This is a genomic window from Lentzea sp. NEAU-D7 (assembly GCF_026242055.1).
In the GTDB taxonomy this organism is placed as follows: domain Bacteria; phylum Actinomycetota; class Actinomycetes; order Mycobacteriales; family Pseudonocardiaceae; genus Lentzea.
In genome coordinates this window covers 35,658-61,964 of the sequence record NZ_JAPJDL010000037.1, presented here as the reverse complement: position 1 = coordinate 61,964, position 26,307 = coordinate 35,658, and the positions used below count along the sequence as shown (strand labels likewise).

Annotated in this window: 28 protein-coding genes; 4 read left to right on the top strand and 24 right to left on the bottom strand. The window is 69.6% G+C overall.

Going from position 1 to position 26,307, the window contains the following annotated elements; translation table 11 throughout:
* Window positions 1-3 precede the first annotated feature (3 nt).
* A complete protein-coding gene (locus ORI60_RS43400; protein ID WP_266043832.1) occupies window positions 4-1,449 on the top strand; it encodes an aldehyde dehydrogenase family protein in 1,446 nt (481 codons plus the stop codon).
* Window positions 1,450-1,462: 13 nt separating this feature from the next.
* Here the strand turns inward: ORI60_RS43400 and ORI60_RS43395 are convergent, their stop codons facing one another.
* From ORI60_RS43395 to guaB, 10 genes are all read right to left on the bottom strand, one after another.
* Window positions 1,463-2,782 carry an FAD-binding oxidoreductase gene (locus ORI60_RS43395; protein WP_266043831.1) on the bottom strand — a complete coding sequence of 440 codons (1,320 nt, stop codon included), beginning with the start codon at window positions 2,780-2,782 and terminating at the stop codon, window positions 1,463-1,465.
* Window positions 2,783-2,879: 97 nt separating this feature from the next.
* Entirely contained in the window at window positions 2,880-4,151 is a 1,272-nt protein-coding gene (locus tag ORI60_RS43390; protein ID WP_266043830.1) for an FAD-dependent monooxygenase, read from the bottom strand.
* On the bottom strand, window positions 4,148-5,107 hold the full coding sequence (locus tag ORI60_RS43385; RefSeq protein ID WP_266043829.1) for an MBL fold metallo-hydrolase: 960 nt from the start codon (window positions 5,105-5,107) through the stop codon (window positions 4,148-4,150). Before ORI60_RS43385 ends, ORI60_RS43390 begins: the two co-directional genes overlap by 4 nt.
* A 28-nt stretch (window positions 5,108-5,135) precedes the next feature.
* The gene (locus ORI60_RS43380) at window positions 5,136-6,812 is read right to left on the bottom strand and encodes an FAD-dependent oxidoreductase (RefSeq protein WP_266043828.1); all 1,677 of its coding nucleotides are present in this window, start codon (window positions 6,810-6,812) and stop codon (window positions 5,136-5,138) included.
* Window positions 6,813-6,845: 33 nt separating this feature from the next.
* Complete coding sequence (locus ORI60_RS43375) at window positions 6,846-7,385, bottom strand: type II toxin-antitoxin system RelE family toxin (protein ID WP_266043827.1); 540 nt, start codon at window positions 7,383-7,385, stop codon at window positions 6,846-6,848.
* A complete protein-coding gene (locus ORI60_RS43370) occupies window positions 7,378-7,698 on the bottom strand; it encodes a type II toxin-antitoxin system Phd/YefM family antitoxin (protein ID WP_266043826.1) in 321 nt (106 codons plus the stop codon). The genes ORI60_RS43375 and ORI60_RS43370 overlap by 8 nt, the downstream gene beginning before the upstream one ends.
* Window positions 7,699-7,763: 65 nt before the next feature.
* On the bottom strand, window positions 7,764-7,991 hold the full coding sequence (locus tag ORI60_RS43365) for a hypothetical protein (RefSeq protein WP_266043825.1): 228 nt from the start codon (window positions 7,989-7,991) through the stop codon (window positions 7,764-7,766).
* Window positions 7,992-8,030: 39 nt separating this feature from the next.
* Window positions 8,031-8,378 (bottom strand): hypothetical protein, encoded by a 348-nt coding sequence (locus ORI60_RS43360; RefSeq protein WP_266043824.1) that lies wholly within the window; start codon window positions 8,376-8,378, stop codon window positions 8,031-8,033.
* A gap of 61 nt (window positions 8,379-8,439) precedes the next feature.
* Window positions 8,440-9,573: a GuaB3 family IMP dehydrogenase-related protein gene (locus ORI60_RS43355; protein ID WP_266043823.1), complete on the bottom strand. Its 1,134-nt coding sequence runs from the start codon at window positions 9,571-9,573 to the stop codon at window positions 8,440-8,442.
* A 52-nt stretch (window positions 9,574-9,625) separates the two neighbouring features.
* On the bottom strand, window positions 9,626-11,137 hold the full coding sequence (gene guaB / locus ORI60_RS43350) for an IMP dehydrogenase (protein WP_266043822.1): 1,512 nt from the start codon (window positions 11,135-11,137) through the stop codon (window positions 9,626-9,628).
* A 142-nt stretch (window positions 11,138-11,279) separates the two neighbouring features.
* Here guaB and ORI60_RS43345 point away from each other — a divergent pair, with 142 nt between their 5' ends.
* The gene (locus ORI60_RS43345) at window positions 11,280-11,663 is read left to right on the top strand and encodes a DUF5319 domain-containing protein (RefSeq protein ID WP_245982735.1); all 384 of its coding nucleotides are present in this window, start codon (window positions 11,280-11,282) and stop codon (window positions 11,661-11,663) included.
* Between the two features lie 118 nt (window positions 11,664-11,781).
* Here the strand turns inward: ORI60_RS43345 and ORI60_RS43340 are convergent, their stop codons facing one another.
* The 5 genes from ORI60_RS43340 to ORI60_RS43320 all read right to left on the bottom strand — a co-directional run bounded on the left by ORI60_RS43340 (window position 11,782) and on the right by ORI60_RS43320 (window position 16,482).
* Window positions 11,782-12,642 (bottom strand): anti-sigma-D factor RsdA, encoded by an 861-nt coding sequence (locus ORI60_RS43340; protein ID WP_266043850.1) that lies wholly within the window; start codon window positions 12,640-12,642, stop codon window positions 11,782-11,784.
* Between the two features lie 33 nt (window positions 12,643-12,675).
* Window positions 12,676-13,248: a sigma-70 family RNA polymerase sigma factor gene (locus tag ORI60_RS43335; protein ID WP_030471987.1), complete on the bottom strand. Its 573-nt coding sequence runs from the start codon at window positions 13,246-13,248 to the stop codon at window positions 12,676-12,678.
* Window positions 13,249-13,556: 308 nt separating this feature from the next.
* Entirely contained in the window at window positions 13,557-14,153 is a 597-nt protein-coding gene (locus tag ORI60_RS43330; protein ID WP_030471988.1) for a response regulator transcription factor, read from the bottom strand.
* 81 nt (window positions 14,154-14,234) lie between these two features.
* The gene (locus ORI60_RS43325; protein ID WP_266043821.1) at window positions 14,235-15,131 is read right to left on the bottom strand and encodes a hypothetical protein; all 897 of its coding nucleotides are present in this window, start codon (window positions 15,129-15,131) and stop codon (window positions 14,235-14,237) included.
* Between the two features lie 412 nt (window positions 15,132-15,543).
* Window positions 15,544-16,482: a MerR family transcriptional regulator gene (locus tag ORI60_RS43320; RefSeq protein ID WP_266043849.1), complete on the bottom strand. Its 939-nt coding sequence runs from the start codon at window positions 16,480-16,482 to the stop codon at window positions 15,544-15,546.
* Between the two features lie 180 nt (window positions 16,483-16,662).
* Between ORI60_RS43320 and ORI60_RS43315 the strand changes: the two genes are divergently transcribed.
* On the top strand, window positions 16,663-16,959 hold the full coding sequence (locus ORI60_RS43315; protein WP_084400893.1) for a WhiB family transcriptional regulator: 297 nt from the start codon (window positions 16,663-16,665) through the stop codon (window positions 16,957-16,959).
* Window positions 16,960-17,186: 227 nt separating this feature from the next.
* Here the strand turns inward: ORI60_RS43315 and groL are convergent, their stop codons facing one another.
* Together groL and groES are read right to left on the bottom strand one after the other, a co-directional pair.
* Window positions 17,187-18,812: a chaperonin GroEL gene (gene groL / locus ORI60_RS43310; protein WP_266043820.1), complete on the bottom strand. Its 1,626-nt coding sequence runs from the start codon at window positions 18,810-18,812 to the stop codon at window positions 17,187-17,189.
* Window positions 18,813-18,895: 83 nt separating this feature from the next.
* The gene (groES, locus tag ORI60_RS43305; protein ID WP_030478362.1) at window positions 18,896-19,189 is read right to left on the bottom strand and encodes a co-chaperone GroES; all 294 of its coding nucleotides are present in this window, start codon (window positions 19,187-19,189) and stop codon (window positions 18,896-18,898) included.
* 175 nt (window positions 19,190-19,364) lie between these two features.
* On the opposite strand from groES, the gene ORI60_RS43300 reads away from it, so the two are divergent.
* Entirely contained in the window at window positions 19,365-20,870 is a 1,506-nt protein-coding gene (locus ORI60_RS43300) for an alkaline phosphatase D family protein (RefSeq protein ID WP_266043819.1), read from the top strand.
* A 1-nt stretch (window position 20,871) separates the two neighbouring features.
* On the opposite strand, the gene ORI60_RS43295 is transcribed toward ORI60_RS43300, so the two are convergent.
* The 7 genes from ORI60_RS43295 to ORI60_RS43265 form a co-directional block, all read right to left on the bottom strand.
* A complete protein-coding gene (locus ORI60_RS43295; protein ID WP_266043818.1) occupies window positions 20,872-22,125 on the bottom strand; it encodes a hypothetical protein in 1,254 nt (417 codons plus the stop codon).
* Window positions 22,118-22,552: a GtrA family protein gene (locus ORI60_RS43290; protein WP_266043817.1), complete on the bottom strand. Its 435-nt coding sequence runs from the start codon at window positions 22,550-22,552 to the stop codon at window positions 22,118-22,120. The genes ORI60_RS43295 and ORI60_RS43290 overlap by 8 nt, the downstream gene beginning before the upstream one ends.
* Window positions 22,549-23,532, bottom strand: a complete 984-nt coding sequence (locus ORI60_RS43285) for a glycosyltransferase family 2 protein (RefSeq protein WP_266043816.1) — start codon at window positions 23,530-23,532, stop codon at window positions 22,549-22,551. Before ORI60_RS43285 ends, ORI60_RS43290 begins: the two co-directional genes overlap by 4 nt.
* A gap of 36 nt (window positions 23,533-23,568) precedes the next feature.
* A complete protein-coding gene (gene tsaD / locus ORI60_RS43280; protein ID WP_090074415.1) occupies window positions 23,569-24,624 on the bottom strand; it encodes a tRNA (adenosine(37)-N6)-threonylcarbamoyltransferase complex transferase subunit TsaD in 1,056 nt (351 codons plus the stop codon).
* A complete protein-coding gene (rimI, locus tag ORI60_RS43275) occupies window positions 24,617-25,075 on the bottom strand; it encodes a ribosomal protein S18-alanine N-acetyltransferase (RefSeq protein ID WP_266043815.1) in 459 nt (152 codons plus the stop codon). Before rimI ends, tsaD begins: the two co-directional genes overlap by 8 nt.
* On the bottom strand, window positions 25,072-25,752 hold the full coding sequence (gene tsaB, locus ORI60_RS43270; protein WP_266043814.1) for a tRNA (adenosine(37)-N6)-threonylcarbamoyltransferase complex dimerization subunit type 1 TsaB: 681 nt from the start codon (window positions 25,750-25,752) through the stop codon (window positions 25,072-25,074). Before tsaB ends, rimI begins: the two co-directional genes overlap by 4 nt.
* Before the next feature lie 187 nt (window positions 25,753-25,939).
* Window positions 25,940-26,272 (bottom strand): hypothetical protein, encoded by a 333-nt coding sequence (locus ORI60_RS43265; protein WP_266043813.1) that lies wholly within the window; start codon window positions 26,270-26,272, stop codon window positions 25,940-25,942.
* Window positions 26,273-26,307 lie beyond the last annotated feature (35 nt).

Sequence of the window (26,307 nt, the reverse complement as noted above, 5' to 3'; positions counted from 1 at the left end):
CTCATGGACGCGTTCACGCCGCAACCCAGGCCGTGCTGGGTCGCCGGCCGCCCCGAGCAGGGCGAGCAGGCGCTAGAGGTCTTCCACCCGTTCGACGGCACCGCGGTCGCCTCGGTGGCCGTGCCGGGCAGAGATCAGGTGGAACGCGCTGTCGCGGCGGCCGCGGCCGTCGCGAAGGAGTTCCGGCGAACACCCGCGCACGTGCGGGCCGAGGCGCTGCTGCAGGTGTCGCGGACGCTGGCCGAACGCGCCGAGGAGATCGCCGAGACGATCACCGCCGAGAACGGCAAGCCGCTGAAGTGGGCCGAGGTCGAGGTGCAGCGCGCGGTCAACACGTTCCGCTTCGCCGCGGAGGAGGCGCGCCGGTTCACCGGTGGGCTGCAGCGGCTCGACACCGATGCCGGTGGCGCGGGGCGGATGGCGATCGTCCGGCACGTGCCGCGCGGGCCGGTGCTGGCCGTGGCGCCGTTCAACTTCCCGCTGAACCTGGTGGCGCACAAGGTCGCGCCGGCGCTCGCGGTGGGTGCGCCGGTGATCGTGAAGCCCGCCTCCGCCACGCCGCTGAGCTCGCTGCTGCTGGGCGAGGTCCTGGCCGAGACCGATCTGCCCGAGGGCGCTTTCTCGATCCTTCCCGTGCGCGGCAAGGACATGGACGCCCTGGTCAAGGACGAGCGGCTGCCGGTGATCTCGTTCACCGGGTCCACGAAGGTGGGCTGGTCGTTGATGGAAGCCGCGCCGCGCAAGCACGTCGTGATGGAGCTGGGTTCCAACGCGGCCGCCATCATCTGTCCTGACTGGACGGACCTGGACCACGCGGCGCAGCGCATCGCGACGTTCGGCAACTACCAGGCCGGCCAGTCGTGCATCGCCGTGCAGCGGGTCGTCGTGGACCGCTCGAGGGCCGCGGAGTTCGTGCCGAAGCTCGTGGAAGCCGTCGCCGCGCTGAAGACCGGAGACCCGCACGACCCGGAGGTCGAGGTCGGGCCGCTGGTCGACGAGGACAACGCCCGGCGCGTCGAGGAATGGGTCAACATGGCCACCGACGTCGGCGCGAAGGTGCTGCTGGGCGGCAAGCGGACCGGGGCGACGGTCGAGCCGACCGTGCTGACCGACGTGCCGAAGACCGCCAAGGTGTGGACCGAGGAGATCTTCGGGCCGGTGCTCGTGGTGTCGGTCGCGGACGGCGTCGAGGACGCGTTCGCGCAGGCCAACGACTCCAAGTACGGGCTGCAAGCCGGGGTGTTCACCCGTGACGTGCAGGTGGCGTTCGAGGCCGCGGCCGAACTGGAGGTCGGCGGCGTGATCATCGGTGACGTGCCGTCCTACCGCGCCGACCAGATGCCGTACGGCGGCGTGAAGGGGTCGGGCACCGGGCGCGAGGGCGTCCGGTCGGCGATGGAGGACTTCACCGAGGAACGGGTGACCGTGCTGACCGGGATCCAGATCTAGCCCTGGTTCCCGGCTACAGCCCCTGGGGGAACGCCAGCACGCGGTCCGGGTCGTAGCGTCGCGCGACTTTCCTGAGTCGCGCGAGGTTGCGGCCGTAGTAGGCGGTCGGCCAGTCGGGCATCTCCGGGTCGATGTAGTTCACGTACCCGGTGTTGCCCGCGCCGAGCCCGTCCCGCACGCCCGCGAGGATCCCGCGTGCCTCCGCCTCCGTCCGCTTCTCCGCGCCGATGAAGATCTGCGCGCTGGCGCGGGCGTCGCGGTGCGGGAACGCCGTGGCGTCCGGAGCGACCCCGGCGAGTGCGCCGCCGAACGAGTCGAACAGGATCGCGCCGTCGTCCTGCCCGTCCATCAGGCCCGCGACCCGCTCCCCCGGCACGTGGTGGCGGAGCATGCGCGACGACGCCGCGAACCTGGATCCCGGCCCGGGATTGCCCGCGTAGTAGCGCATCGTCTCCAGGTAGCTCATGTCGTGGACCTCGCGCGTCCCCGCGGGCATCCTGTCCAGCAACGGCAGCAGGTCCTTCCTCGGTCCGACGTAGACGCCGCCGACGTTGGGGTACGACACCGGCTTCGCCTCGACCTTGCAGCTCGACCACAGCTCGTCGGGCGCCTCGGCCATCCACCCCTGCCAGGCGTCGAACACGTCCGCCGACGACCCCGGCGGGTAGGCGAGGTTGAACACGGTCAGCTCGGGTGCGGGATCGGTGCGGAAGGTGAACTCCGTGACGATGCCGAAGTTGCCGCCACCACCACCGCGCAACGCCCAGTACAGGTCGGGTTCCTGGTGCGCGGACGCGGTGCGCAGACACCCGTCCGGCGTGACGATCCTTGCGCTGAGCAGGTGGTCGCTGGTGAGGCCGTACTTGCGGCCGATCACGCTGATGCCGCCGCCGAGCGTGAGCCCGCCGATGCCGACCGAGCGGCACGTCCCCGCGGGCAGAGCCTGGCCCGCGGCGCCGATCGCCTCGTAGACGGGCAGGAGCTGCGCGCCCGCACCTATCCGTGCGCGGTTGCCGGAGACGGCCACCGCCGACATCGCGGCGAGGTCGACGACCAGGCCGTTCTCGGGCAGCGAGTAGGCCGCGTAGCTGTGCTTGCCGCTGCGTGCGGCGACCGGTATGCGTTCGTGCGACGCGAACTCGAGGCACGCCTGCACGTCCTCAGGCCGGACGCACTTCGCGATGGCGGCGGGCCTGCGGTGCGCGTAGATCGTGTTCCACGGCACGCGGAGCTCGTCGTACCCCGGATCCTGCGGCAGCACGAGCCTGTCGCCCAGCCTCCTGCGCAGCTTCGCCCAGCCGGTGCCGGCGGCTGCGGCCGTCGCGGTGCCCATCCCCAAGCTCGCAACGCCGAGTGCGGTTCCCTGCAAGAAAGTTCGCCTGTTTACCCCCATGGCGAGAGCACGTCCGGCGCTCGTCACGGGTTGCCCCCTACCAGCCGAGCGCACGCCGTTTCACCTGTTCGTCGCAACGGTGTGCGACGACGTGACCGTCCGGCCTGATCAGCCACCCGTCCCGGGTGGTGAAACCCGGTCCCGCGGTGCGGGAGTTCGGGATCAGCCGGCCGCCGTCCGTCGTCAGCGGGGAGTTCTCGTAGGAGAACGGGGTGAAGAGCTTGCCCGAGTCGATGCCCTCGCCGGATTCGAGCGCCCGTTGCCGGTGCGCGCGTTCTTCTTCGTTCCCCGGCACGAGGAATCGCATCGTGTCGCCGGTGATGCGGAGGTTCTCGTCGGCGGCGGCACCGCGTTCGGTGTCGTAGGAGGCGAGCAGGTGCGGGCCCGCCTCGCCTCTCCGGTCGGCGGCGATCTTCCAGGCGGCGTTGTCGGCGTCGCAGATGCCGGAGTTCAGGCCGCGGGCGCCGAACGGGCTCATCACGTGCGCGGCGTCGCCGGCGAGCAGGACCCTGTTGTCGCGCAGGGTTCTCGCTCTGCGCTGGTGGAAGCGGTAGGTGGACTGCCAGACGATCTCGTACGGCTTGTCGCCGACGATCGCGCGGACGTGGGCGTCGGTGAGCTGGACGTCCTCGGCGACCTGCCAGTCGATGCGCCAGACGCCGTCCGGTTGCGGGTGCAGGAGGACCTGCCTGGGCCCGGCTCCTCCTTGGCGAGGATTCCACGGCGGGTCGAAGTAGAAGCGGCGCTCGGGTGTCTCGAAGTCCAGGTCGACACGAACGTCGGCGATGATGAACCGGTCGTCGAACGAGAAGCCCTCGAACGGGATGTTCAGGAGCTGCCGCACGGTCGAGTGCACACCGTCCGCCGCGATGCAGTGCGTGGCCCTGATTCCATCCTGTGTGGACACTCTCTCTTCGTCCTGGTGGAGGGCTTCGAGGGCGTGCCCGTAGCGGAGCTCGATCAGGGGTTCGGCGCGGACCCGTTCCTCCAGCAGCAGTTCGACGACGGTCTGCGGGGTGTTCACGAACGGCGGGAAGCTTTCGGCCTCCGGGAAGGTCAGGGTCAGCACCTCGCGGTCGCGGTAGTAGGTGCGGCCGGTGTACCAGGTGACGCCCGCGTCGGCGACGGCCTGACCGACGCCGATCCGTTCGAGGATCTCCAGGACGTCGCGCTGGACGCAGATCGAGCGGCTGCCCGTCTGCACACGCCGGGATTCCTTCTCCAGAACGATGCTCGGCACGCCGGCTCTCGCGAGGAACAGCGCCGACGCCAGCCCCACCGGCCCGGCACCGACCACCAGGACCGTCATTGCAGGGCGTCCCAGACGGCGCGGTCGCGTTCGGCGGTCCAGATCTCCGGCCAGTCCTTGCCGTCGCACTCGTCCCAGTAGCGCTTCACGTCGAACGGCAGGCAGTGCTCGAAGATCGGCCAGCGCCCGTAGCGGGCCTGGAGGGTCGTGTGCGCCAGCTCGAAGGCCTGCTTGAGCGTGCCGCCCTCGGCGTGGACGCCGCCGACCGTGCGGCGCAGCTCGTTGAGGAAGTGCCTGCTCTGGTTGATCGCGGCCTCGACCTCGATGCGGTCGCGCGCGACCTTGCCGCGGCCACCGACCAGGACCTCGGCGCCCAGGTCCTCGATCTCGTCCAAAGTGGACGTCGCCCACTCGTCGTGGAACGCGTCACCGGTGTAGAGCGCGGCCTGCGACTCGACCAGGTCACCCGCGAACAGGATGCGCTGCTGCGGCAACCACGCCACGATGTCACCCGCCGTGTGCCCGCGCCCGAGGAACTGCAGCACCAGGTCACCCCGTTCGCCGCCGAGCGGGATCGTCATGCGGTCGGAGAACGTCAGCGTCGGCCAGGTCAGGCCGGGGATCTCCTCCGGCTGCTCGAAGAGCCGAGGCATGCGGCCGAACTCGCTCTCCCAGTCCTGCTGCCCCCGTTCGGCGATCAGCACCCGCGTCATCTCGTGGGCGACGACCTCCTGGGCCTCGAACGCGCTGGCCCCGAGCGTGCGCACGGCGTGGTAGTGGCTGAGCACGAGGTACCGGACCGGCTTGCGGGTGTGCTTGCGCAGCTGCGCGAGCCACCTCCTGGCCGCCGCTGGGGTGGCGCGTGCCTCGAAGCAGATCAGGAAGTCCTCGGCCTCGATGGCCGCGACGTTGGGGTCGCCTTCGGCGGTCAGGGTGTAGACGCCCTCGGCGAGTTCGACGAAGACCTCGTCCTTGGGGGCGAGGTCGGCGCTGGACGCGAACGGCTTGTTGGCCATGCCTCCACCGTAGCCAAATGAAACCAGCTCAGGACGCCTTCACGATCGGCAACCGCAAAGCGGCTGGAGCTTGATCGGGAACCGCCGGGTTCTTCGGCTTCGTCGGGCTGATCCGCCGGTAGGGCTGGTCCTGTGCGGGCCGCTGGTCCTGCTCACCCTTGTTCGGCCACAGGGAGAACGCCCGCTCGGCCTGCGCGGTGATGGTGAGACTCGGGTTCACGCCGAGGTTCGCACTGATCGCCGAACCGTCCACAACGGACAGTCCGGGGTAGTTGAAGACCCGGTGGTACGGGTCGATCACACCCTGCTCCTCATCGCTCGCGATCGCGCAGCCGCCGATGAAGTGCGCGGTCAGCGGGATGTTGAACAGCTCGCCCCACGTGCCGCCGGCCATGCCGTCGATGTGCTTCGCGGCCAGCAGGTTCGCCTCGTGACCGGCGGGGATGAACGCCGGGTTCGGCTCGCCGTGGCCCTGCTTGCTGGTGAGCTTGCCGCGCTTGAGGAACGTGGTGATGGAGTTGTCGAGGCTCTGCATGACCAGCAGGATCACGGTCCGCTCGCTCCACCGGTGCACGCTCAGCAGCCGGAGCAGCCGCAGCGGGTGCCGGACCGCCTGCTTGATGAACTGCAGCCACCGCGGCGTGCTCAGCGCGCCGTCCGTGGCGAGGGTCTGCAGCATGCCCATGGCGTTGCTGCCCTTGCCGTACCGGACGGGCTCGATGTGCGTGATCTCGTCGGGGTGGATGGAGCTCGTGATCGCGACGCCCTGCGTGAAGTCGTTGTCCGGGTCGACCGAGTAGCGGGCGGCACCGATGATCGACTCGGAGTTGGTCCGGGTGAGCTCGCCGAGCCTGCCCGAGATCTTCGGCAGCGTGCTGGCCTTCGCCTTGTGCAGCAGCTGCTGAGTGCCCCAGGTGCCGGCGGCGATCACGACCTGGCTCGCCGTGAACGTCCTGGTCGCCCTCCCGCCGGTCGCCTTCGTGTCGACGGTCCAGGTGCCGTTGTCCTCACTCAGCCGGGTGACCGTGGTCAGCGGGAAGACCTGGGCGCCGAGCTTCTCCGCGAGGTAGAGGTAGTTCTTGACCAGCGTGTTCTTGGCGCCGACCCGGCAGCCCGACATGCAGCTGCCGCACTCGGTGCAGCCCGTCCGCTCCGGCCCGGCGCCCCCGAAGTACGGGTCGGCCGCCTTCTTGCCCGGCTCGCCGAAGTACACGCCGACGGGCGTCGCGTGGTAGCTGTCCTCGACGCCCATGTCCTTCGCGACCTTCTGCATGACGACGTCGCTCGGGGTCGTCGTGGGGTTCGTGACGACACCCAGCATCCGGCTCGCCTGGTCGTAGAACGGCTCCAGCTCGTCCTGCCAGTCGGTGATGTGCGCCCACTGCCGGTCCTCGTAGAACGGCTTGAGCGGCCGGTACAGCGTGTTCGCGTAGACGAGGCTGCCGCCGCCGACACCCGCCCCGGCGAGCACCATGACGTTGCGCAGCAGGTGGATGCGCTGGATGCCGAAGCACTTGACCTGCGGCGCCCACAGGTACCTGCGGAGGTTCCAGCTGGTCTTGGCGAACTCGTCGTCGGCGAACCGGCGTCCCGCCTCCAGGACGGCGACGCGGTAGCCCTTCTCGGTCAGGCGGAGCGCGGCCACGCTGCCACCGAACCCGGAGCCGACGATGACGACATCGAAGTTACCGGCGAGTTCACCCATGGATCGGAGAGTAGGCGTTACTTCCGGTAACGCCTAGTCCCCTATCGGTTCAGACGGGCGAGGCGTGCTCATGAAATCGGCCCAGAGGTCGACTGCCTGCTCCAGGCTCAAGGCCGCGACCTGCACCGGAGGCATCCCGGCCGTGTGCACGAGACGCTGCGCCAGCCAGTCGGGCACCGGTTCGCGTGGCGGGACCTCTTCCACGACCACGTCGGCCGCGAGGCGGCCGAGCCTTCCGATGACATCGGCCAGCCTGGCCAGCGTGGAGTCCTCGTCAGCCATCGACGCGACTCTCGCCGACGCCTCGGCGTAGACCTCGGCGTCCGAGCGCACACCCACGCACCAGACTTCGCACACTTCGACGGAACCACCGGCGGTGATCCGGTAGACGATCCGCCAGTGGTTGCGCCCCACCACCAACTTGCGAAATCCGGTCAGCTCGCCACCGAGCGGATGCCCGGCCTCCGGATCGTCGAACAAGATCTGGATCTTCTTGAGCACCCTGGGCACGACGTCCGGCCCCAGGCGACGCAGGTCGTCGACGGCCGCGTCGGTGAACAGAACCTCAGCCATCGAGCGAGTCGTCGTCCTCCACCGCCGCCAACGACTCACGGGTGTGCCCGAACGCCGCCAGCACGTCGTCGAAGGACGTGCGCCGGCCAGAGTCGACGGCCGACCGCGAGAGCACGAGCGCCAGGTCCCTCAGGTCCGCTGCCGCTTCGTCGATCTCAGCCAGGCGACTCATCGGGACAACAGCGGCCACCGGCCGGCTGTGACGCGTGACGACCACCGGACCACCCTGCTCCGCATCGGCGACCAGCCCGGCGACGCCACGTTTCGCGGCCTCCGTGACGGTCAGCTCGCGAGCCTCGTGCATTGCGGTCATGCGCAGAACTGTACAGAAAAAATGAGCAGATGGTCGAGGGTGCGCGGGCAGGCGCACCCGTCGACTCAGAGCACCAGACCCTCGATGACCCAGACCGTGAAGGCCACGGCCAGCGCGGTGATCACCAGCCCGCCGCAGACGAACAGGGTCAGCATCTTCCAGCCGATGCCGCCGACGCCCTCGCCGTCCTCCTCGGGCGCTTCCTCGATCTCGAACTCTTGGACCTCGGCGTCCGGGTCGATCGTGTCCACATCACTGTTCTTGCCGTCGCCGAACAAGGCATCCAGTTCCACGCTCACAAGGACGCACGGGACAGGCCTCTGGTTGCAAGATCAGGTTTGGGCCCATGCGGCGATCGGCAGGCTCAGGTAAACGCCCACGTCAGCAAGGCCTGTGGCTTCGGCGATGGCGGCGCACAGGCCGTCGACCCGGTCCTGGCGGTTGGCGGCGCGGCTCTCGAAGTACTTCGAGCGGACCTCGACAACGATGTCCATGCCGGTGGAGTCGAGCGGGTCGCGCTGCCGGAAGCGCAGGTCGACGTCACCTGGCTGGAGGTCTCCGTCGTAGGGCTCTTCCGGGCATTCCACCGCTACGGACACGGCGTGCGGGAGCATCGCCGCGAGGTCCTTCAGCACTGCGTGGGGGACGTGGGGCGCGTAGTTGATCTCGACGAGCGGCACGCCGCCAGCAAAGCAGAGGGGCGCGTCCCCGCAGGAACGCGCCCCTTCACGTCGATCGGGTTCAGCCGCGGATCGTCAGGCCGACCTTCTGGAACTCCTTGAGGTCGGAGTAGCCGGTCTTGGCCATCGCCCGCTTCAGGGCACCGAACAGGTTCGTCACGCCGCGCGGGTCGGCGGACGGGCCGAACAGCAGCTGGCGCAGGTCGAGCTCCTGGTCCACCGCGTCGGCGACGAGGCTGCGCGGCACGGACGGGTGCGCGGACGCCGCCGTCCAGTACAGGCCCTGGCCCGGTGCCTCGGTCGCGGCGGCCAGCGGCTCGCCGAGCATCACGGCGTCGGCACCGCAGGCGATGGACTTCGCCACGTCGCCCGAGGTCGTGACGCCGCCGTCGGCGATGACGTGCACGTAGCGGCCGCCGGTCTCGTCGAGGTAGTCGCGGCGCGCGGCCGCGGCGTCGGCGATCGCGGTGGCCATCGGCACGCCGATGCCCAGCACCGAGTCGGTGGTCGTGACGCCGGGCGTGTAGCCGTAGCCGACGATCACGCCCGCCGCGCCGGTGCGCATGAGGTGCATGGCGGTGCGGTAGTCGCCGACACCGCCGGCGATCACCGGGATGTCGAGGTCCGCGATGAACGACTTCAGGTTCAGCGGCTCACCACCGCGGCTCACGTGCTCGGCCGAGATGATCGTGCCCTGCACGACCAGGATCTCGACGCCCGCGGCCAGCAGGTCCGGCGTGAGCTCGGCGGCGCGCTGCGGGCTGACGCGGACCGCGACGGTGACGCCCGAGTCGCGGATCTGCTTGACCGCGAGGGCGATCAGGTCCATCCGCAGCGGGGCGGCGTGCAGCTCCTGCAGCACCTTCACCGCGGCGGCCGGGTCCTCGCTGTCCTCGGTCGCCTGGACCAGGCGGAACAACGCCTCGTCCACGTCGCTGTGCCGTGCCCAGAGGCCCTCGGCGTTGAGCACGCCGAGGCCACCGAGCTCGCCGACCGCGACTGCCGTGCCCGGCGACACGATCGCGTCGGTGGGGTGGGTGATCAGCGGGATGTCGAAGCGGTAGGCATCGATCTGCCACGTCGTGGAGACGTCCTTCGACGACCTCGTCCGCCGCGACGGGATGATCTCGATGTCGTCCAGCTCGTAGGCCCGCCTCGCGGTCCGGCCCATGCCGATCTCGACCAGATCGCGCACCTGTGGTTCCTCTCCAGAGCACTAAGAACGGGCGTCTAGCAGCCCGAATACCCTAACGGGTGGTGTAGTTCGGGGCCTCGACGGTCATCGTGATGTCGTGCGGGTGGCTTTCCTTCAGGCCCGCCGCGGTGATGCGCACGAGCTGCTGCTGCTGGAGCTCGGCGATCGTGTGGGAGCCCGTGTAGCCCATCGCCGCGCGCAGACCGCCGTTGAGCTGGTGCACGACCTGCGACAGCGGACCGCGGAACGGCGTGCGGCCCTCGATGCCCTCGGGAACGAGCTTGTCCTCGTTGAGCACGTCGTCCTGGAAGTAGCGGTCCTTCGAGAACGACTTGTTCTCGCCGCGGGACTGCATGGCGGCGAGCGAGCCCATGCCGCGGTAGGTCTTGAACTGCTTGCCGTTGACCAGGATCAGGTCGCCGGGCGCCTCCTGGGTGCCCGCGAGCAACGAGCCCAGCATCACGGCGGACGCGCCGGCCGCGATGGCCTTGGCGATGTCGCCGGAGTACTGGATGCCGCCGTCGCCGATCACCGGCACGCCGGCCGGGTTGCAGGCCAGGGAAGCCTCGTAGATCGCGGAGATCTGCGGCACGCCGACGCCGGCGACGACGCGCGTGGTGCAGATCGAGCCGGGGCCGACACCGACCTTCACGCCGTCCGCACCCGCGTCGACCAGGGCCTGGGCGCCGGCGCGCGTGGCGACGTTGCCGCCGACGACGTCCGCCGAGTCGCCGAGCTCCTTCTTGATGCGGGCGACCATCTCCAGCACGCCGCGCGAGTGACCGTGCGCCGTGTCGACCATGAGCACGTCGACACCAGCCTCGGCGAGCGTCATCGCGCGGATGAACGAGTCCTCGCCCACGCCGACGGCGGCGGCGCACAGCAGGCGGCCGTCCGGGTCCTTGGTGGCCATCGGGTACTGCTCGGTCTTGACGAAGTCCTTGACCGTGATCAGGCCCTTGAGCTTGCCGTCACCGTCGACGATGGGCAGCTTCTCGACCTTGTGGCGGCGCAGCAGGCCGAGCGCGGCCTCCGCGGACACACCGACCTGGGCCGTGACCAGCGGACCCTTGGTCATGACCTCGACCACCCGCTTGGAGTGGTCGAGCTCGAAGCGCATGTCGCGGTTCGTGATGATGCCGACGAGCTTGTTGTTCTCGTCGGTCACCGGAACGCCGGAGATGCGGTAGCGGGCGCACAGCGCGTCCACCTCGGCCAGCGTGGCCTCGGGCGAACACGTGACCGGGTCGGTGACCATGCCGGCCTCGGACCGCTTGACGGTCTCGGCCTGGCGGGCCTGGTCCTCGATGCTCAGGTTGCGGTGCAGCACACCGATGCCGCCCTGACGCGCCATCGAGATGGCCATCCGGCCCTCGGTGACCGTGTCCATCGCGGCGCTGGCCAGCGGAATCTTCAGGGTGATGTTGCGCGAGATCCTGGTGCTCGTGTCGACGCCACTCGGGACGACGTCCGACTCGGCAGGCAGCAGGAGCACGTCGTCGAAGGTCAGTCCCAGCATGGCGAACTTGCTCGGGACTCCATCAGCGTTGAGCTCGCTGGTCATAGCGGGTGACATGCCTTCCGTCGTGCGGTCTGCGCTCTGCCTGCCCTTTTGAGGTCCTGCGTGTCCAGTTTCCGCAGGCGGAGGCGGTGCGACCCATGGTATCTGGACGCCCCCGGGGGTACGGCGGGTACCGTGCGGGGTCGTGCCGCACGACGCGTTGCCACCAGACCCCTTCGAAGGCGACCCAGAAGACCCCGCGCTCTCCCTGGGCGAGCCCGACCACGACCATCCCCCGATGGACGAAGACGAGCGAACAGAGCTGGTAAGCGACCTGGCTGACCTCGCCGTGTACCAAGCGCTGCTCGAACACAGAGGCGTCCGGGGCATCGTCGTGGACTGCGGCGAGTGCCAAGAACCGCACTACCACGACTGGGCACTGTTGCGAGCCTCACTGGAGCAGCTGCTCGCCGACGGCCGCATGCGCCCGCACGAGCCGGCCTTCGACCCGAACCCCGGCGCCTACGTGAGCTGGGAGTACTGCCGCGGGTACGCGGACGGCGTGACGGCCACCGAGTCGGCCCGCTGACCCTCGCGTCGCGGTGTGAGGTCGGACGCACTCCGGTCACATTCCACCCGACGTGTGAACGCCTGAGCATGTGAACGGCCCCTGACCTCGAAGGATCAGGGGCCGTTCACACTGCGTCTCAGTTGGTGCCGGTGCTCTCGACCGACTGCCCGGTGGACTGACCGTTCGTCCCGGTCGACCCCGGGTTCTCCGCGCCGGGATCCGGCGGGGGCGGAGGCGGCGGGTTCTCACCGTTCGACGTCGGCGGCGGGGGCGTCTCCGACGACGGCGGCGTGGACGGCTGGGTGGTCGACGGCTCGACCGACGGCGTCGACGGCGTGGTCGACGGCTGCGTGGACTGGCTCGGCTGGGTCGCTGGCGGAGGCGTCGAGGTGGGCGGCGCGGTCGAGGTGTTGGTGTCGAGCTCCTTCTCGAGCTCCTTGTGCTTCTCCTCGAGCTGTTGCTTGCCGTCGTCCGTGGACACCGAGTCGAGGGTGGCGCCGATCTTGTTCAGCTTCTCGCGCGCCTCGTCGACCTTGCCCTCGCGCAACGCGAGCCGCGCCGCGTCGAGGTCACCGCTGATGATGGCCGCGGCTTCGATCGACTTCGCGTGCTCGGAGTAGAGCACTCGCGTGAGACCCCACAGCGCGTCGCCGGGCTGGGCGTCGCGGGCGACGAGGCTCACGCCGGTGAAGGCGATGGCCAGGACCGCCGCGGCACTCGCCAGCGGGATCAGGAAGCGGTGCCTGCTCACCGGCTGCGGACGTGCAGCTTGGATCGTGGCGATGGCGGTGTCGGTGTCGACGAGCTCGCCGAACGGCTCCGTCTCCACCTCGTTGCGCCACGCGAGCAGCAACGCGTTCAAGTCGTCGTCGCCCAGGGAGCCGGCCGCACCCGGAGTCGCAGACCCCAGCGCGTCCAGCAGCCTGTCATCGGCCTGTACAGCCGAAAGATCATCAGCGACGGGTTCGTGCGGGGCTCTATCGTCCTGTCCGCGCACTTGCTCGTCGTCCTTTCCGTGTTCGTCGGCCACTCAGACCACCTCCTCCGCTGCCAGCGACTTGCGGAGCCGAGCCAGCGCGCGGTGTTGCGCCACCCGGACCGCACCCGGCGTCGAACCGACCGCCTCGGCAGTTTCCTCGGCGGAGAGTCCGACCACCACCCTCAACAACAGGATCTCCCGCTGCTTCTCCGGCAGAACGCGCAGCAACACGGCCATCCGGTCGGAGAGTTCTCCCTGCATGGCCCGCTGCTCCGGACCAGCTTCGGTCTCCGGCGCGTCGGGAACTTCGGGAACGGGCTCGGAGCGGTTCCTGGCGGCGGATCGATGTGCATCGGCGACCTTGTGTGCCGCGATCCCGTAGACGAACGCGAGGAAGGGCCGACCCTGATCGCGGTAGCTGGGCAATGCCGTGAGCACCGCGAGACACACCTCCTGGGCCACATCGTCCGCCGAAGCGAAGCTTCGCTCCTGCCTGCCAACTCTGGCGCGGCAGTACCGCACCACCAGAGGACGAATGGAGGCCAGCAGGCGTTCGATCGCCTGGCGGTCGCCGTCGACGGCCGCGCCCACTTCGGCGTCCAGTCCGTCCCCCAAGTTGGTCATCGCAGACAACAGCCCTGGTGTTACTTGTTGGCGTACCGACATGAAACAGCACGAGTCACTCACAGCGACCCGTTGCAGCAGCTTCACCGTACCGGTCTTCGGGCCTTCTGTTCATAGGTGGGGTATGGACACCTGGAGTGAACAGTGGACACGCCCGAACGGATGACAGCCCGGCGACATTGTCACCGGGCTGGGCTAAATGCGCGACTCGAGGATCACCACTTGCACGGGTGAGCCGTCTCACGCCACCGGCCCCGCTTCCCCACATGCGGCATATGAGGACGCGGGGCCGGTGCGGCAAGAGCGACTTACTGGACGAGGCCTCGCCGGAAGCCGTGCGCGACCGCCTGAGCGCGGTCACGAACACCGAGCTTGCGGAAGAGACGACGAGCGTGCGTCTTCACCGTGTCCTCCGACAGGTAGAGCTCGCGGCCGATCTGGCCGTTGCTCTTGCCCTGGCTCATGCCACGCAGCACCTGGAGCTCGCGCTCCGTGAGCTGCACGCCGGGGTCGGAGGGCTGACGAGGCGCCGGCACCGAGGTGCTGGCGAGCGTGTGCGCGAGGGCTGCCACAAGCTCGGGACGCGACGCGTCCCACCTCAGGTAGCCACGGGCACCGCCGGCGATCGCCGCGGCGATGCTCCCGGCGTCGTCGGGTGCGCCGAAGACGATGACGTTTGCCTGCGGATTCGCAGAGACGAGCCGACGGGTTGCTTCAACCCCGGTCGGGACGGCGCGCTGGGTTCCCACCAGGACGACGTCGACCGGCTGCCTTGAAAAGCGAGCCAACAACTCGTCACCGTGCGCTACGCAGTCGATGCGGCTAACCCCGGGGACAGCCGACATCACGCGGGTGAGACCCTCCCGCACACTGCGCCGGTCGTCGCAAATAAGGACCGTGGTCACGGGGACTCCTTTCCTGCAGCCGAGTGACGTTCCATCTCCCCTATCGGACGCTCGCGGCCCAACCTTGACACGATCCGGTGCTTAATCCGTCAAGAAGTTCGCCTGAGGGTCTGCGTTCGGGGGTTCCCCGGAACGGAGCAGCCCGGTCGGCACCCAGGGGGAATCAAGGGCGACCTGTCGGCTGACGGGATCAGCTCTGCGTAACACGCAGCTCAGAGCCTCCGTCGCCCGGTCGATGGCGCTTGCGCCCACCGTGGGGGCATGGCCCGCCAGGACGAGAGCGCTCGGCCAGATCAACGGCTGAAGCCCCTTCCTGGCGCTGTGATTTAGCTCACACTCGACTAGTTCAACTCCGCGGTTCAGGCCGTCGGGGGTCCCCCACACGACCAACGAGGTGCCCAGAACGAGTGCCGATTTGAGCTCGTGCCGCAGCGCCTTTGTGCTCGTCGCTACGCCGTACGCCGCCTCCGCGGGTGCCACGGCGGCATGCGCGCGGCCGTCCGCCAGCTCGATCTCAGCGGATACCCATCCCCTGCGGACCTCACTCCGCCACGAGCGCGTCTCAACTCGTGCGAGCAACCCGCGGGCCTCGTCCAGGCGTTGAGCACCGAGCGAATCGGCGGCGAGACCGAGCAGAGCGTCAGTCCTGGCACCCGAGGCGTCGATCCCGTCGGGGTCGCTGCCGCCCGTTGACGGAACGCGCGCGAGGGCCGCACCGTCGAGGGCACGGGCGAGGTGGTGGGCCCCTAGCTGACGATGGTGCGACGCGCGAGTCGAGAGAGACAGGGACGCGATCACCGGATCCGGGTCGTGACGGAGCGCGTCCAGCACGGTGGCGGCGGCCGCGTAGTGGCCCTGGCCGCCCAGGACGACGGCCGCGAGCCACCTGGTCCGGGCGTTCGGCGCCGCCAGGGCGGGCCAGACGTCGAGGTCGGGTGAGTCGCCGAACGCGGCTCGGCGCAGCTCGTCTTCAGTCACGGTGGGGAGTGTGCCGCCCGGTGCCCTGAGGGTTCTGCGGCGGGCGGCTTCGGGCAAGCAGCCCGGAGTGGGCGGAGTGTGGGGTTGCTCCGGGCGCGAAGATCCAGGCGGAGTGCAGAGCGCGGAGGCCAGGCGAGTTTCAGGCAGGGCCGAGACCGCAAGACACGGGATGAGGTGCGGGGTGCGGGGTGGAAGTCCTGAGGCGTGGCTGCGGGACGCATGGCCTGGGCCGCAGGCCGCCGGGGTGCGAGGCGGGGGCCGCAGGCCGCAGAGCGTGAGGCCCTGAAGTGCGGGCTGCAGGTGCGAGGCCTGGAGTGCGGACCGCGGGATGCGGGATGCGGGATGCGGGATGCGGGATGCGAAACCCTGAGGCGGGCGGCCGCGACCGCAGCAGGAGTGCAGCGTCGAGCGGTCAGGTGATGGCGGCCTCGACCGCGTCCACCGCGGCGGCCAGGTCCTCCACGCGTTCCGCCGGGGCCGTCACCACGCCCCGGCGCCAGCCGGGCCCTCCCACGAACACGCGCACCTGCTGCCGGGTCCGCGGCAGCGCGGAGATCACCCCCGGATCGGCGTAGCGCGGCAGCTGCGCCCACAGCACCACCGCGGAGGGTGCGGTGCGGCGCACGGCGGCGGCCAGGGCGTCCATCGGCAACGCCGCCCCCAGCTGCCGGACGACGATGTCGCGCTGCGCCAGTTCCGCTGCCAGCGGGTAGAGCGGGAGGTTGTGCCTCTCCTCCGGCATGCACGCCAGCAGCACGGGTCGATGGTTGCGACCGACCGTGACGAGCGGTGTGGCGCGCACGAACGCCGCGAGCACGCACTCGTTCAGCAGGTGCTCGACCTCGACGCCGGCGCCGGAGAGCTGCCAGCGCGCGGCGACGGCCGTCAGGACGGGGCGCACCACCTCGTTCCAGGTGGCGACGACGCCGTCGGAGGCCAGCGAGTCGGCGAGCATGCTCTGCACCGCGATCGAGTCCATCGCGACCGCGGCGCGGCCCAGTCCGCGCGCCAATCGAGACGCTCCGGGCATTTTCAGTCCACGTCCACCCGATGGTGCGACGGGAACCACTCCGTGTGTCATCGACGATTTCGAGTCGAGCGCGAAACGCGCCGCCTCGGCGGACGACGCGCCACGGAGAAGAGCGCGTTGCATCAATTCGAGGCGAGCCACGTCGGGTGGCCCGTATTTCCGGTGCCGGCCCACGGTGTGGCCGGTCGGGCCGAGTCCGTAGCGGCGGTCCCAGGTGCGGAGGGTGGCGGGAGCCACGCCGAGTCGCCTGGCCACCGCGGCCACTGAGAGAAGGGGCTCACTCGTGTGACTCCCGGCAGAGGTGTGCTCCGGCGGTGTCATCACGAGAGCCATGTTCCGTTCACCTCATCCGGGCGGCAACTCCGGGCGGTGAGTGATCGAACACGCGTGCCGTCACCCATCAGTTGATAAGGGTCTTCAGCCTCTTGAACAAGTTTTGACGCGGTTCTACGGTGGATCATCGTTAAGCCGAATGGAGCAGTCGTCACGGAGGCGGTCTCGATGGCGGACACCCGAAGGCTCCCCGGTCCCAACGCAGATCTGTGGGACTGGCAGATGCGCGGTTCGTGCCGGGGCATGGACAGCGCGTTCTTCTTCCACCCCGACGGCGAGCGGGGCCCGGCGAGATCACGCCGGGAAGCTCGCGCCAAGGCTGTCTGCCTCGCCTGCCCGGTGCTGGAGATGTGCCGCAAACACGCGCTGGCAGTGCAGGAACCGTACGGAATCTGGGGCGGGCTCTCGGAATCGGAGCGCGACCACATCATCAAGGCGCGAAAACGGCAATTGGCTGTTGTTTGATGGCCGCGCCTCCGGCGCGGCGGCGAGTTCGCCGGGAAGTCGGTCGTCCGGCCACCGCTTCGGCCCGAATCTCCTTCGGCGGTTGACCCGAAGGGGTGACCGGACGACCGACGCGAACTCGCGACTCTTTTGAAGGCAAAGAGGGTGGCACCCGGAAAGGTGCCACCCTCTTTGCTCACTGCTCACTGCTCACTGCTCGCCGTCCCGCCGGAGGCGGGACAGGAAACTCAGTGGCCGTGGCCGTGGCCGTGGCCGTGGCCACCGGCGGAAGCGGGCTCGTCCGCCTTCTTCTCGACGATGGCGCTCTCGGTCGTGAGCACCATGCGCGCGATGGAGGCGGCGTTCGCCACGGCGGAACGCGTGACCTTGACCGGGTCGATGATGCCCTGCTCGAGCAGGTCACCGAACTCCAGCGAGGCCGCGTTGATGCCGAAGCCCCACTCGCCCTCGCGGACCTTGTTCACCACGACGGCGCCTTCGAGGCCGGCGTTCGCGGCGATCCAGAACAGCGGCGCGGACAGGGCCTTCGCGACGAGCGCGACACCCGTGGCCTCGTCACCGGACAGGCCGAGGCCGCCGTCGAGCACCTTGGCGCCGTGCACGAGAGCGGAGCCACCGCCGGGGACGATGCCCTCCTCGACCGCGGCCTTGGTAGCGGCGACCGCGTCCTCGATGCGGTGCTTGCGCTCCTTGAGCTCGGTCTCGGTGGCGGCGCCGACCTTGATCACGGCGATGCCGCCGGAGAGCTTCGCGAGGCGCTCCTGCAGCTTCTCGCGGTCCCAGTCGGAATCCGTGGCCTCGATCTCGCGGCGCAGCTGCTCCGCGCGGCCGGCGATGTCGGCCTTGGTGCCGCCACCGTCGACGATCGTGGTGTCGTCCTTGGTCACGACGACGCGGCGGGCGGAGCCCAGCTGGTCGAGCGTGGTCTCGGACAGCTTGAGGCCGATCTCCGAGGAGATCACCTCGCCGCCGGTGACGACCGCGAGGTCGTCCAGGAACGCCTTGCGGCGGTCACCGAAGAACGGCGCCTTCACGGCGACGACCTTCAGGGTCTTGCGGACCGCGTTGACCACCAGCGTGGACAGGGCCTCGCCCTCGACGTCCTCGGCGACGATCAGCAGCGGCTTGCCGGACTCGGCGACCTTCTCGAGGATCGGGAGGACGTCGGCCAGGGCCGAGATCTTCTCGCGGTGCAGCAGGATGCGGACGTCTTCGTAGACGGCCTCCTGCGCCTCGAGGTCGGTCGAGAAGTGCGTCGACACGTAACCCTTGTCGAACTGCACACCCTCGGTGATCACGAGCTCGGTCGCGAGCGTGGACGACTCCTCGACGGTGATGACACCGTCCTCGCCGACGCGCTCGATGGCCTCGCCGAGCAGGGCGCCGATGGACTCGTCACGCGACGAGACCGTACCGACCTGCGCGATGTTCTCGCGGCCCTTGACCGGGGTGGCCTTGGCCTTGAGCGCGTCCACGACGGCGTCGGAGGCGGCCTGGATGCCACGGCCGAGCGCGGTCGGGTTCGCACCCGCGGCGATGTTGCGCAGGCCTTCCTTGACCAGCGCCTGCGCCAGCACGGTGGCGGTGGTGGTGCCGTCACCCGCGACGTCGTTGGTCTTGGTGGCGACCGACTTGGCGAGCTGAGCGCCGAGGTTCTCGAACGGGTCGTCCAGCTCGATCTCGCGAGCGATGGTGACACCGTCGTTGGTGACCGTCGGGCCACCGAACTTCTTGTCGAGGACGACGTGGCGCCCGCGCGGGCCAAGGGTGACCTTGACCGTGTCCGCGAGCTTGTTCACGCCGCGCTCGAGGGCCCGACGAGCGTCCTCGTCGAAGCTGATCTGCTTGGGCATTTAACTCAAAGCCTCTCTGGTAGCGAAACGCCCCGGAAGCCCCGGATGGGGCGCCGGGGCGTCAGGCATGACAGCCGAGCGTCTTAGTTGACGACGGCCAGCACGTCGCGAGCGGAGAGGATCAAGTACTCCTCGCCGTTGTACTTGACCTCGGTGCCGCCGTACTTCGAGTAGATGACGACGTCGCCGACAGCCACGTCCAGCGGGACGCGGTTGCCCTTGTCGTCGATGCGGCCGGGGCCGACCGCGAGGACCTTGCCCTCCTGGGGCTTCTCCTTCGCGGTGTCCGGGATCACGAGGCCGGAGGCAGTGGTCGTCTCAGCTTCGGAAGCCTGGACGACGATCTTGTCCTCGAGCGGCTTGATGTTCACGCTCACCGGGATGACCTCCACGGGTCGTTGGCAGAATCGTTGTTTTAACGGCTCCTGCCACCCCGCCGTCGCGGGGGTCGGGGCGGTACTGGTGCCGTGCATTTGGCACTCTACCCATGAGAGTGCCAAGCCTTCAACGAGACCCCCGAACCGATCACCATCCGGTAGCCGTATTCAGGGCATGTCCTCGTTGACGCGCCGAACGCTGCTGCTCGCAGGCGTGGCCGGAGTCACAGCGTTCTCGGTCACCGCATCGGCCCGGCCGGGTGACCCTTTCACACTGGGTGTGGCCTCGGGTGACCCCGCACCCGACGGGGTGGTCCTGTGGACCCGGCTGGCCGTCGACCCGCTCGCGGACGACGGCCTGGGAGGCATGCCGGCCCGCCCGCTCGAGGTGGCGTGGCAGGTCGCGGAGGACGAGCGATTCACCCGGATCGCGCAGCGCGGCTCCACCACGGCTCGACCGGAGGAGGCGCACAGCGTCCACGTGGAGCTCGTCGGCCTGGAGCCCGGCCGCGAGTACTTCTACCGCTTCAAGGCCCTCAACCACCTCTCGCGAACGGGCCGCACGCGCACGGCTCCCGCTCCGGACTCGTTGCGGGTACCGCTGACGATGGCCTTCGCGTCGTGCGCCCAGTACGAACACGGCTACTTCACGGCGTACCGCAGGCTCGCGGAGGACGAGCCCGACCTGGTTCTGCACCTCGGCGACTACACCTACGAGTACGAGAGCGGCATCCACGTCGCCCCCACCGGCAACGTCCGGCAGGTCGAGGGCCCGACCACGACGACCCTCGCGGGCTACCGGCGGCGGCAAGCGCAGTACAAGACCGACCCCGACCTGCAGGAAGCGCACGCGGTGGCGCCGTGGACGGTGATCTGGGACGACCACGAGATCGACAACAACTGGGCGGGGCTGCTGCCGGACAAGCCCCAGCCGAACTTCCCCGCGCGCAGGGCCGCGGCCATCCGGGCCTACTACGAGAACATGCCCCTGCGCAGGTCACCGAGGCTGTACCGGCGGATCGGCTGGGGTGCGCTCGCGACGTTCCACATGCTCGACACCCGCCAGTACCGCACCGACCAGGCCTGCGGTGACGGGCTTCAGCTCTGCCCCGAACGGCTGGAGCCGTCCCGCACGATGCTCGGCGACGCGCAGGAGGACTGGCTGTTCGACGGCTTCCGCGGCTCGCGGGCGCGCTGGGACGTGCTCGGGCAGCAGGTGTTCTTCTCGCAGTACGACTACATCCCCGGCGAGGTCGACAAGTTCCTGCTGGACGCGTGGGACGGCTACGTGGCCGACCGGGACCGGGTCGTGGCGGGGTTCGCGGACGTGCGGAACCCGATCGTGCTGACCGGCGACGTGCACGCGGCGTGGGGCGCGGAGGTCAAGGAGCGCTGGAACGACCCGTCGTCGAGGACGCTCGCCACCGAGTTGGTCACGACGTCGATCACGGCCGGTGGCGACGGCTCGGAGGAGTACGCCGAGACACCGCTGTGGCTGCGCGAGAACCCGCACGTGAAGTACTTCAACAACCGGCGTGGCTACACGCTCACCAGGTTCACGCCCGATGAGCTGCGCACGGACTTCCGCGGCCTCGACCACGTGACGAGGCCCGGCTCCCCGGTCTCCACGAAGGCGTCGTTCGTCGTGGAGGACGGAAAACCGGGCCTCAGCAGGCTGTGACTCAGCCGGACCAGTTGCCCGACACGAACATCAGGTACATCAGGGTCTGCGTGACCAGGCCCGCGTACATGACCACGTAGACCGCGGGCTTCAACGCGGAGACGCGCTGCCCGAGCAGCACCAGCGCCAGGTAGATGCCGAAGCACGGCAGCAGGTAGCGGTGCACCGACACCAGGTTGCCGTTCAGCGTGAGCATGACCATCGACGCGAGCCCGAACAGGCCCACCGGCACGAGCTCGTTGCGGCGGACGGCCAGCAGGTAGATCGAGCCCGCGATCAGCAGGACCATGCCGGCCAGCGGGACCACGTGGTTCGTGAGGTTCCACGTGCCGAGGTCGGCCGGCTTGGTCAGGGTGTTGACCGACATCAGCAGCTCGTTCCAGAGCGTGCCGAAGATGTTCGGGGTGAACTGGTGGTACGACCAGGCCGGGGCCTTCTCGTACGCCGACGTCATGCCCAGCGGGTCGCCGACCAGGATCTTCAGGTACAGCGCGAAGCCGAGGAAGCCCACCGCGCTCGCGGGGAACCACAGCAGGTGCCACGACAGCAGGCCGCGGAACTTCCACTCCTTGCTGCGCCAGAACTCGAGGAAGCACAGGCCGACGAACAGCACGGCGGTGATCCGCACGCCGGTCAGCGGCATCAGGCACAGGCCCATGAAGACCCACTGGCGGCGCAGCGCGAAGAGGTACGCCCAGAAGCCGAGCGCGATGAACACGGCCTCGCTGTAGAACGCGTGCAGGAAGTACGCCGACGGCCACGTCAGCATGGCCATCACGACGAGCCACGGCGCGCGCTCGCCGGTCAGGAAGGTCCTGGCGATCTTGAGCAGCGCCACCGCGCCGAGCCAGGTGGCGGCGGTGTTGACGATGATGCCGGCGACCAGCGTGCCGATCTTGCCGAGGAACAGCATCTTCACGAGCCACACGAACAGCGGGAAGACCGGGTAGAACGCCTGCGAGGTCGGGACGTTCTGGTACGCCGTGCCCTCGGCGATGCCGGTGAAGTTCTCCGCGTCCCAGCGGTGCGTGTGCGAGAGCAGCGTGTCGACCGACCGCGACGAGACCGGCGTGCCCTCGAAGATCGGCAGCAGCGGTTCCAGCACCCGCCCGATCACGGTCATGAAGACCTGCCAGGCGAACACCAGCAGGAAGACCTTCGCGAAGTCGCCCGTCAGCGCGGTCTTCCACCGCGGAGCGGGTCCGGGCGCCTCGGCGGCGACGACCTCCGGCTCGCGGATCGCGGTGTCAGTCATGAACGGGTTCCTTTGCAGGCTCTTCTACCGGGCGGAACACGAGCCGGCTGTACAGCACGTAGTTCCAGACGAGTGCGACGCAGATGCCCGCGAGCTTGGGCGCCGCGATGGCGAGCGTCTCGGGCAGACCGGCGAACAGACCGCGGGTCAGCATGATCACCAGCGGCTGGATCGCCCACAGACCGATGCCCGTGACCAGCACGAACAGCACGATCTGGCGGACGGCGCCACCGCCCGCCGCACGGAACGTGAAGCTGCGGTTGAGCGTGAAGCTGAGCGCCATGCCCATCGTGGTCGAGATGAGGTTCGCGATCACCAGGGGCGTGCCGAGCGCGAACAGCACCGTGTAGCCGACGAGGTCGACGAGGGTGTTGCCGATGCCGACCAGTCCGAAGCGCAGTTGCTGGGCGCTCAGCAGCTTCTTCACGGCGCGAGGGCCCTGGCGTCGTTCGGCACCGTCGTCCCGGTGCGCACCGACGCCACGCTGTAGAGCGGGCGGGCCTGCACCTCGGTGTAGATGCGGCCGATGTAACTGCCGAGCACGCCGAGCATGATCAGCTGGATGCCGCCGAGGAAGAACACCGCGCTCGTGATGAACGCCCAGCCGGGCACGGCGGTGTCGGGCAGGAACAGCTTCACGCCGACGACGTAGCAGATGCCGAGGAACGCGAGGAACGAGATGGAGTAGCCGACCTTGGAGATCAGCTTCAGCGGGGCTGCGGAGAAGCCGACGATGCCGTCCGCGGCGAACCGCATCATCTTGCGCAGCGGGTAGCCGGTGACGCCCGCGTGGCGCTTGTCGCGGTCGAACTGCACGGCGGTCTGCTTGAAGCCGATGAAGCTCACCAGTCCGCGCAGGAACCGGTTGTGCTCGCGGAACTTGCGCAGCTCCTCGACGACCTTGCGGTCGATGAGGCGGAAGTCGCCGGTGTTCTCCGGGATGTCGATGTCGGCGACCTTGCGCAGGAACCAGTAGAACGCCCGCGCGGTGGCCTTCTTGAACGCCGTGTCCTGGCGCGAGCGGCGCTGGGCGTAGACGACCTCGTAGCCCTGCTCCCACTTCTCGATCAGCTCGAGGCTGACCGCGGGCGGGTCCTGCATGTCGCTGTCCATGATGATCACGGCGTCGGCGTCCGCGAGGTCGAGCCCCGCGGTCACGGCGAGCTGGTGACCGAAGTTGCGCGCCAGGTCGATGACGGTGACCCGGTCGTCCGCGTCGGCGACGGCGTTGAGCAGGTCCAGCGAGTTGTCGCGGCTGCCGTCGTTGACGTAGATGAAGTTGACCCGGTACCGGTCCTCCAGCGGCTTCACGACCTCGGAGACCGTCTTGTGCAGCAGATCGATGTTCCCGCCCTCGTTGTAGATCGGGAACAGGTACGTGATCGTGCGCATGGGTTCAGCGCTCACCGCTTACTCCAAGATTCAGGTCCGCCCAGGATGGCGTCAGAGTATCTGCACCGTGCCGACGGGCAGACCGGGCGTCGTCGAGATGTCCATCGGCGACGGCTTGGCGCCCGCCGCGACCAGGTGGGCGCCGAGCGCGGCGATCATCGCGCCGTTGTCGGTGCACAGCCGAGGCCTCGGCACGCGCAGCTCGATGCCCGCCTCGGCACAGCGCTCGGCGGCGAGCCCGCTCAGGCGGGAGTTCGCCGCGACGCCGCCGGAGATGACCAGCGTGCCGACGTCGAGGTCCTTCGCGGCGCGGATCGCCTTCGCGGTCAGCACGTCCGCGACGGCCTCCTGGAACGACGCGGCGACGTCGGCCAGCGGGATCTCCTCGCCGGCGCGCTCGGCGCGCTCGACCCAGCGGGCGACCGAGGTCTTCAGGCCGGAGAACGAGAAGTCGTACTTCGCGTCGCGCGGGCCGGTGAGGCCGCGCGGGAACGCGATCGCGCAGCCGTTGCCCTGCTTGGCGAGCTTGTCGATGGGCGGGCCACCGGGGTACGGCAGGTCGAGCAGCCGCGCGACCTTGTCGTACGCCTCACCTGCGGCGTCGTCCACGGTGGACCCGATCTCGGTGATCGAGTTCGCCAGGCCGCCCTCGATCAGCAGCAGCTGCGAGTGGCCGCCGGAGACCAGCAGCGCGAGGCAGCGCTGCGGCAACGGGCCGTGCTGCAGCGTGTCGGCGGCCACGTGACCGGCGAGGTGGTTCACGCCGTAGAGCGGCTTGCCGAGCGCGGCCGCGTACGCCTTCGCGGCGGACACGCCGACCAGCAGCGCCCCGGCCAGGCCCGGGCCGGCGGTGACGGCGATGGAGTGGATCTGGGAGAGCTCGACCTTCGCGGTGTCGAGCGCGCGGCGCATGGTCGGGACCAGCGCTTCGAGGTGGGCGCGGGAGGCGACCTCGGGCACGACGCCGCCGAAGCGGGCGTGCTCCTCGACGCTGGAGGCGACCTCGTCGGCGAGCAGTTCGAGCGAGCCGTCCGGACCGAGGCGGACGATCCCGAAGCCCGTCTCGTCGCACGAGCTCTCGATGCCGAGGATCAGGCGATCAGACACTGTGAGCAGGCCTTCCCATCGTGTACGCGTCGGCACCCGACGGCTGGTAGTAGCGGCGGCGCAGGCCCAGGCGTTCGAAGCCGTGCGCCAGGTACAGGGCGATCGCGGGCTCGTTGTCCGTGCGGACCTCGAGGTAGACCGGCACGTTGATCTCGTCGACGCGGGCCAGCAGGTCCCGCAGCAGCATCTTGCCGACGCCCCTGCCCTGCCAGTGCCCCACCACGGCGATCGTGTGCACGCTGGCCTCGTACGGGCCGGCGGCGAGCCCGGCGTACCCGATCAGCTCGTCGTCGGCGTACGCGCCGATGTAGTAGTTGCCGTTGTCGAGCTCGGTGCGGAACGCCTTCTCGCTCCACGGGTCGTCGCCCGGGAACAGTGCCAGCTCGATCTCGTGGCACCTGGGCACGTCGGCGTGCCGCAGCGGCGCGAGCGTGACGGTGCCGGTGGTCATGCCCTGGTCACCCTCTTGCGCCCGGTGGGCTCGACGGCGTCGGGACGGCGCAGGTAGAGCGGGGTGAGCGCGGCCGGGCGGGCCTTCGCGAGCACCTCGGCGGCCGCGGCGGCGACCAGGCCCTCGGGGCTCGGGTGCTTCGCTTGGAGGAGTTCCAGGCCGAGGACGTCGGCGTAGATCTCGGCGCCCTCGCCCGTGGCCTGGTGCACGCCCAGGGCCGACAGCTTCTCGGCCAGGTCCTGCGGGCGTTCGACGTGCGGACCGTCGGTGCGGCGGCCGGCGGCGTCGTAGGCGGCCCAGTAGACCTCCTTGCGCCGGGCGTCGGTCGCGACGAGCAGCGGGTGGCCGCTGGCGGCGTCCTTGGCGATGGCGTCGGTGGTGGCGACCGGGTAGACCGGGCGGTTGAGCGCCTGGCCGAGCGCGGCGGCGGTGGCGAGCCCGACCCGCAGGCCGGTGAACGGCCCGGGGCCCGCGCCGACGACGATCGCGTCGAGGTCGGCGAACGACCTGCCGGCTTCCGCGAGCGCGTCGGTGATGTGCGGGGTGAGCAACTCGCCGTGCGCCTTGGCGTTGAGCGTCACCCGCTTCGCGAGCAGGCGCGGCGGGGAGTCGGGCGCGAGTTCGACCACACCGGCGGTGACTGCGGGGGTGGCCGTGTCGACGGCGAGCACTAGCACGGTTGTCCAGAGTAGTACGAGGTCGTGTCGGTCATCCGGTCACCTCTGGCTGTCCACGGCCGGAGGCGGTTCGGCGGCGGCGAACCCGCGACGAAACGGGCAGGTGCCCGGAGCAGAACCTGTTCCGAGAGGACTGTCACGGGATGGCCGACGGGCTCGTCCGGCCATCCCCGCGACGTTCCGGCGGCTAGCGGCCGGACGTGTCGCCGTTGCACGCCGCGTAGGACGGCGAGTGGTCGATCGTGAAGATCTCCAGCGGGCCGTTCCACTGCCACGGCGCGACGCACGCGTTGTTCAGCACGCTGATGCTGTCGCGACCGGCGGCGTGGTTGTCGTTGCACGCGACGTAGCCGGGGACGTGACCCTCGTGCAGCAGCGACAACGGGCCGTTCCACTGCCACGGCGCGGCGCAGAAGTTGTCGGCGACGCCGATGCCGCGCTCGCCGGCGGACGCGGGAGCAGCGGCGGCCAGCAGGGCGCCGCCGATGGCTGCGGTCGCGAAGAGAGTCTTCTTGATCATGCGACCCTCATCGACAGGTCATGATCTGTCCTTGA

What these genes read in the sequence shown, in the direction of transcription:
- ORI60_RS43295 (WP_266043818.1), bottom strand. Translation starts at nt 22,125, where the DNA reads ATGACTGACACCGCGATCCGCGAGCCGGAGGTCGTCGCCGCCGAGGCG.
- ORI60_RS43385 (WP_266043829.1), bottom strand. Translation starts at nt 5,107, where the DNA reads ATGGCCAACAAGCCGTTCGCGTCCAGCGCCGACCTCGCCCCCAAGGAC.
- ORI60_RS43300 (WP_266043819.1), top strand. Translation starts at nt 19,365, where the DNA reads ATGTCCTCGTTGACGCGCCGAACGCTGCTGCTCGCAGGCGTGGCCGGA.
- ORI60_RS43315 (WP_084400893.1), top strand. Translation starts at nt 16,663, where the DNA reads ATGGCGGACACCCGAAGGCTCCCCGGTCCCAACGCAGATCTGTGGGAC.
- ORI60_RS43390 (WP_266043830.1), bottom strand. Translation starts at nt 4,151, where the DNA reads ATGACGGTCCTGGTGGTCGGTGCCGGGCCGGTGGGGCTGGCGTCGGCG.
- ORI60_RS43400 (WP_266043832.1), top strand. Translation starts at nt 4, where the DNA reads ATGGACGCGTTCACGCCGCAACCCAGGCCGTGCTGGGTCGCCGGCCGC.
- groL (WP_266043820.1), bottom strand. Translation starts at nt 18,812, where the DNA reads ATGCCCAAGCAGATCAGCTTCGACGAGGACGCTCGTCGGGCCCTCGAG.
- ORI60_RS43320 (WP_266043849.1), bottom strand. Translation starts at nt 16,482, where the DNA reads ATGACACCGCCGGAGCACACCTCTGCCGGGAGTCACACGAGTGAGCCC.
- rimI (WP_266043815.1), bottom strand. Translation starts at nt 25,075, where the DNA reads ATGACCACCGGCACCGTCACGCTCGCGCCGCTGCGGCACGCCGACGTG.
- ORI60_RS43370 (WP_266043826.1), bottom strand. Translation starts at nt 7,698, where the DNA reads ATGACCGCAATGCACGAGGCTCGCGAGCTGACCGTCACGGAGGCCGCG.
- ORI60_RS43380 (WP_266043828.1), bottom strand. Translation starts at nt 6,812, where the DNA reads ATGGGTGAACTCGCCGGTAACTTCGATGTCGTCATCGTCGGCTCCGGG.
- ORI60_RS43375 (WP_266043827.1), bottom strand. Translation starts at nt 7,385, where the DNA reads ATGGCTGAGGTTCTGTTCACCGACGCGGCCGTCGACGACCTGCGTCGC.
- ORI60_RS43335 (WP_030471987.1), bottom strand. Translation starts at nt 13,248, where the DNA reads ATGACCAACTTGGGGGACGGACTGGACGCCGAAGTGGGCGCGGCCGTC.
- guaB (WP_266043822.1), bottom strand. Translation starts at nt 11,137, where the DNA reads ATGACCAGCGAGCTCAACGCTGATGGAGTCCCGAGCAAGTTCGCCATG.
- ORI60_RS43395 (WP_266043831.1), bottom strand. Translation starts at nt 2,782, where the DNA reads ATGGGCACCGCGACGGCCGCAGCCGCCGGCACCGGCTGGGCGAAGCTG.
- ORI60_RS43265 (WP_266043813.1), bottom strand. Translation starts at nt 26,272, where the DNA reads ATGATCAAGAAGACTCTCTTCGCGACCGCAGCCATCGGCGGCGCCCTG.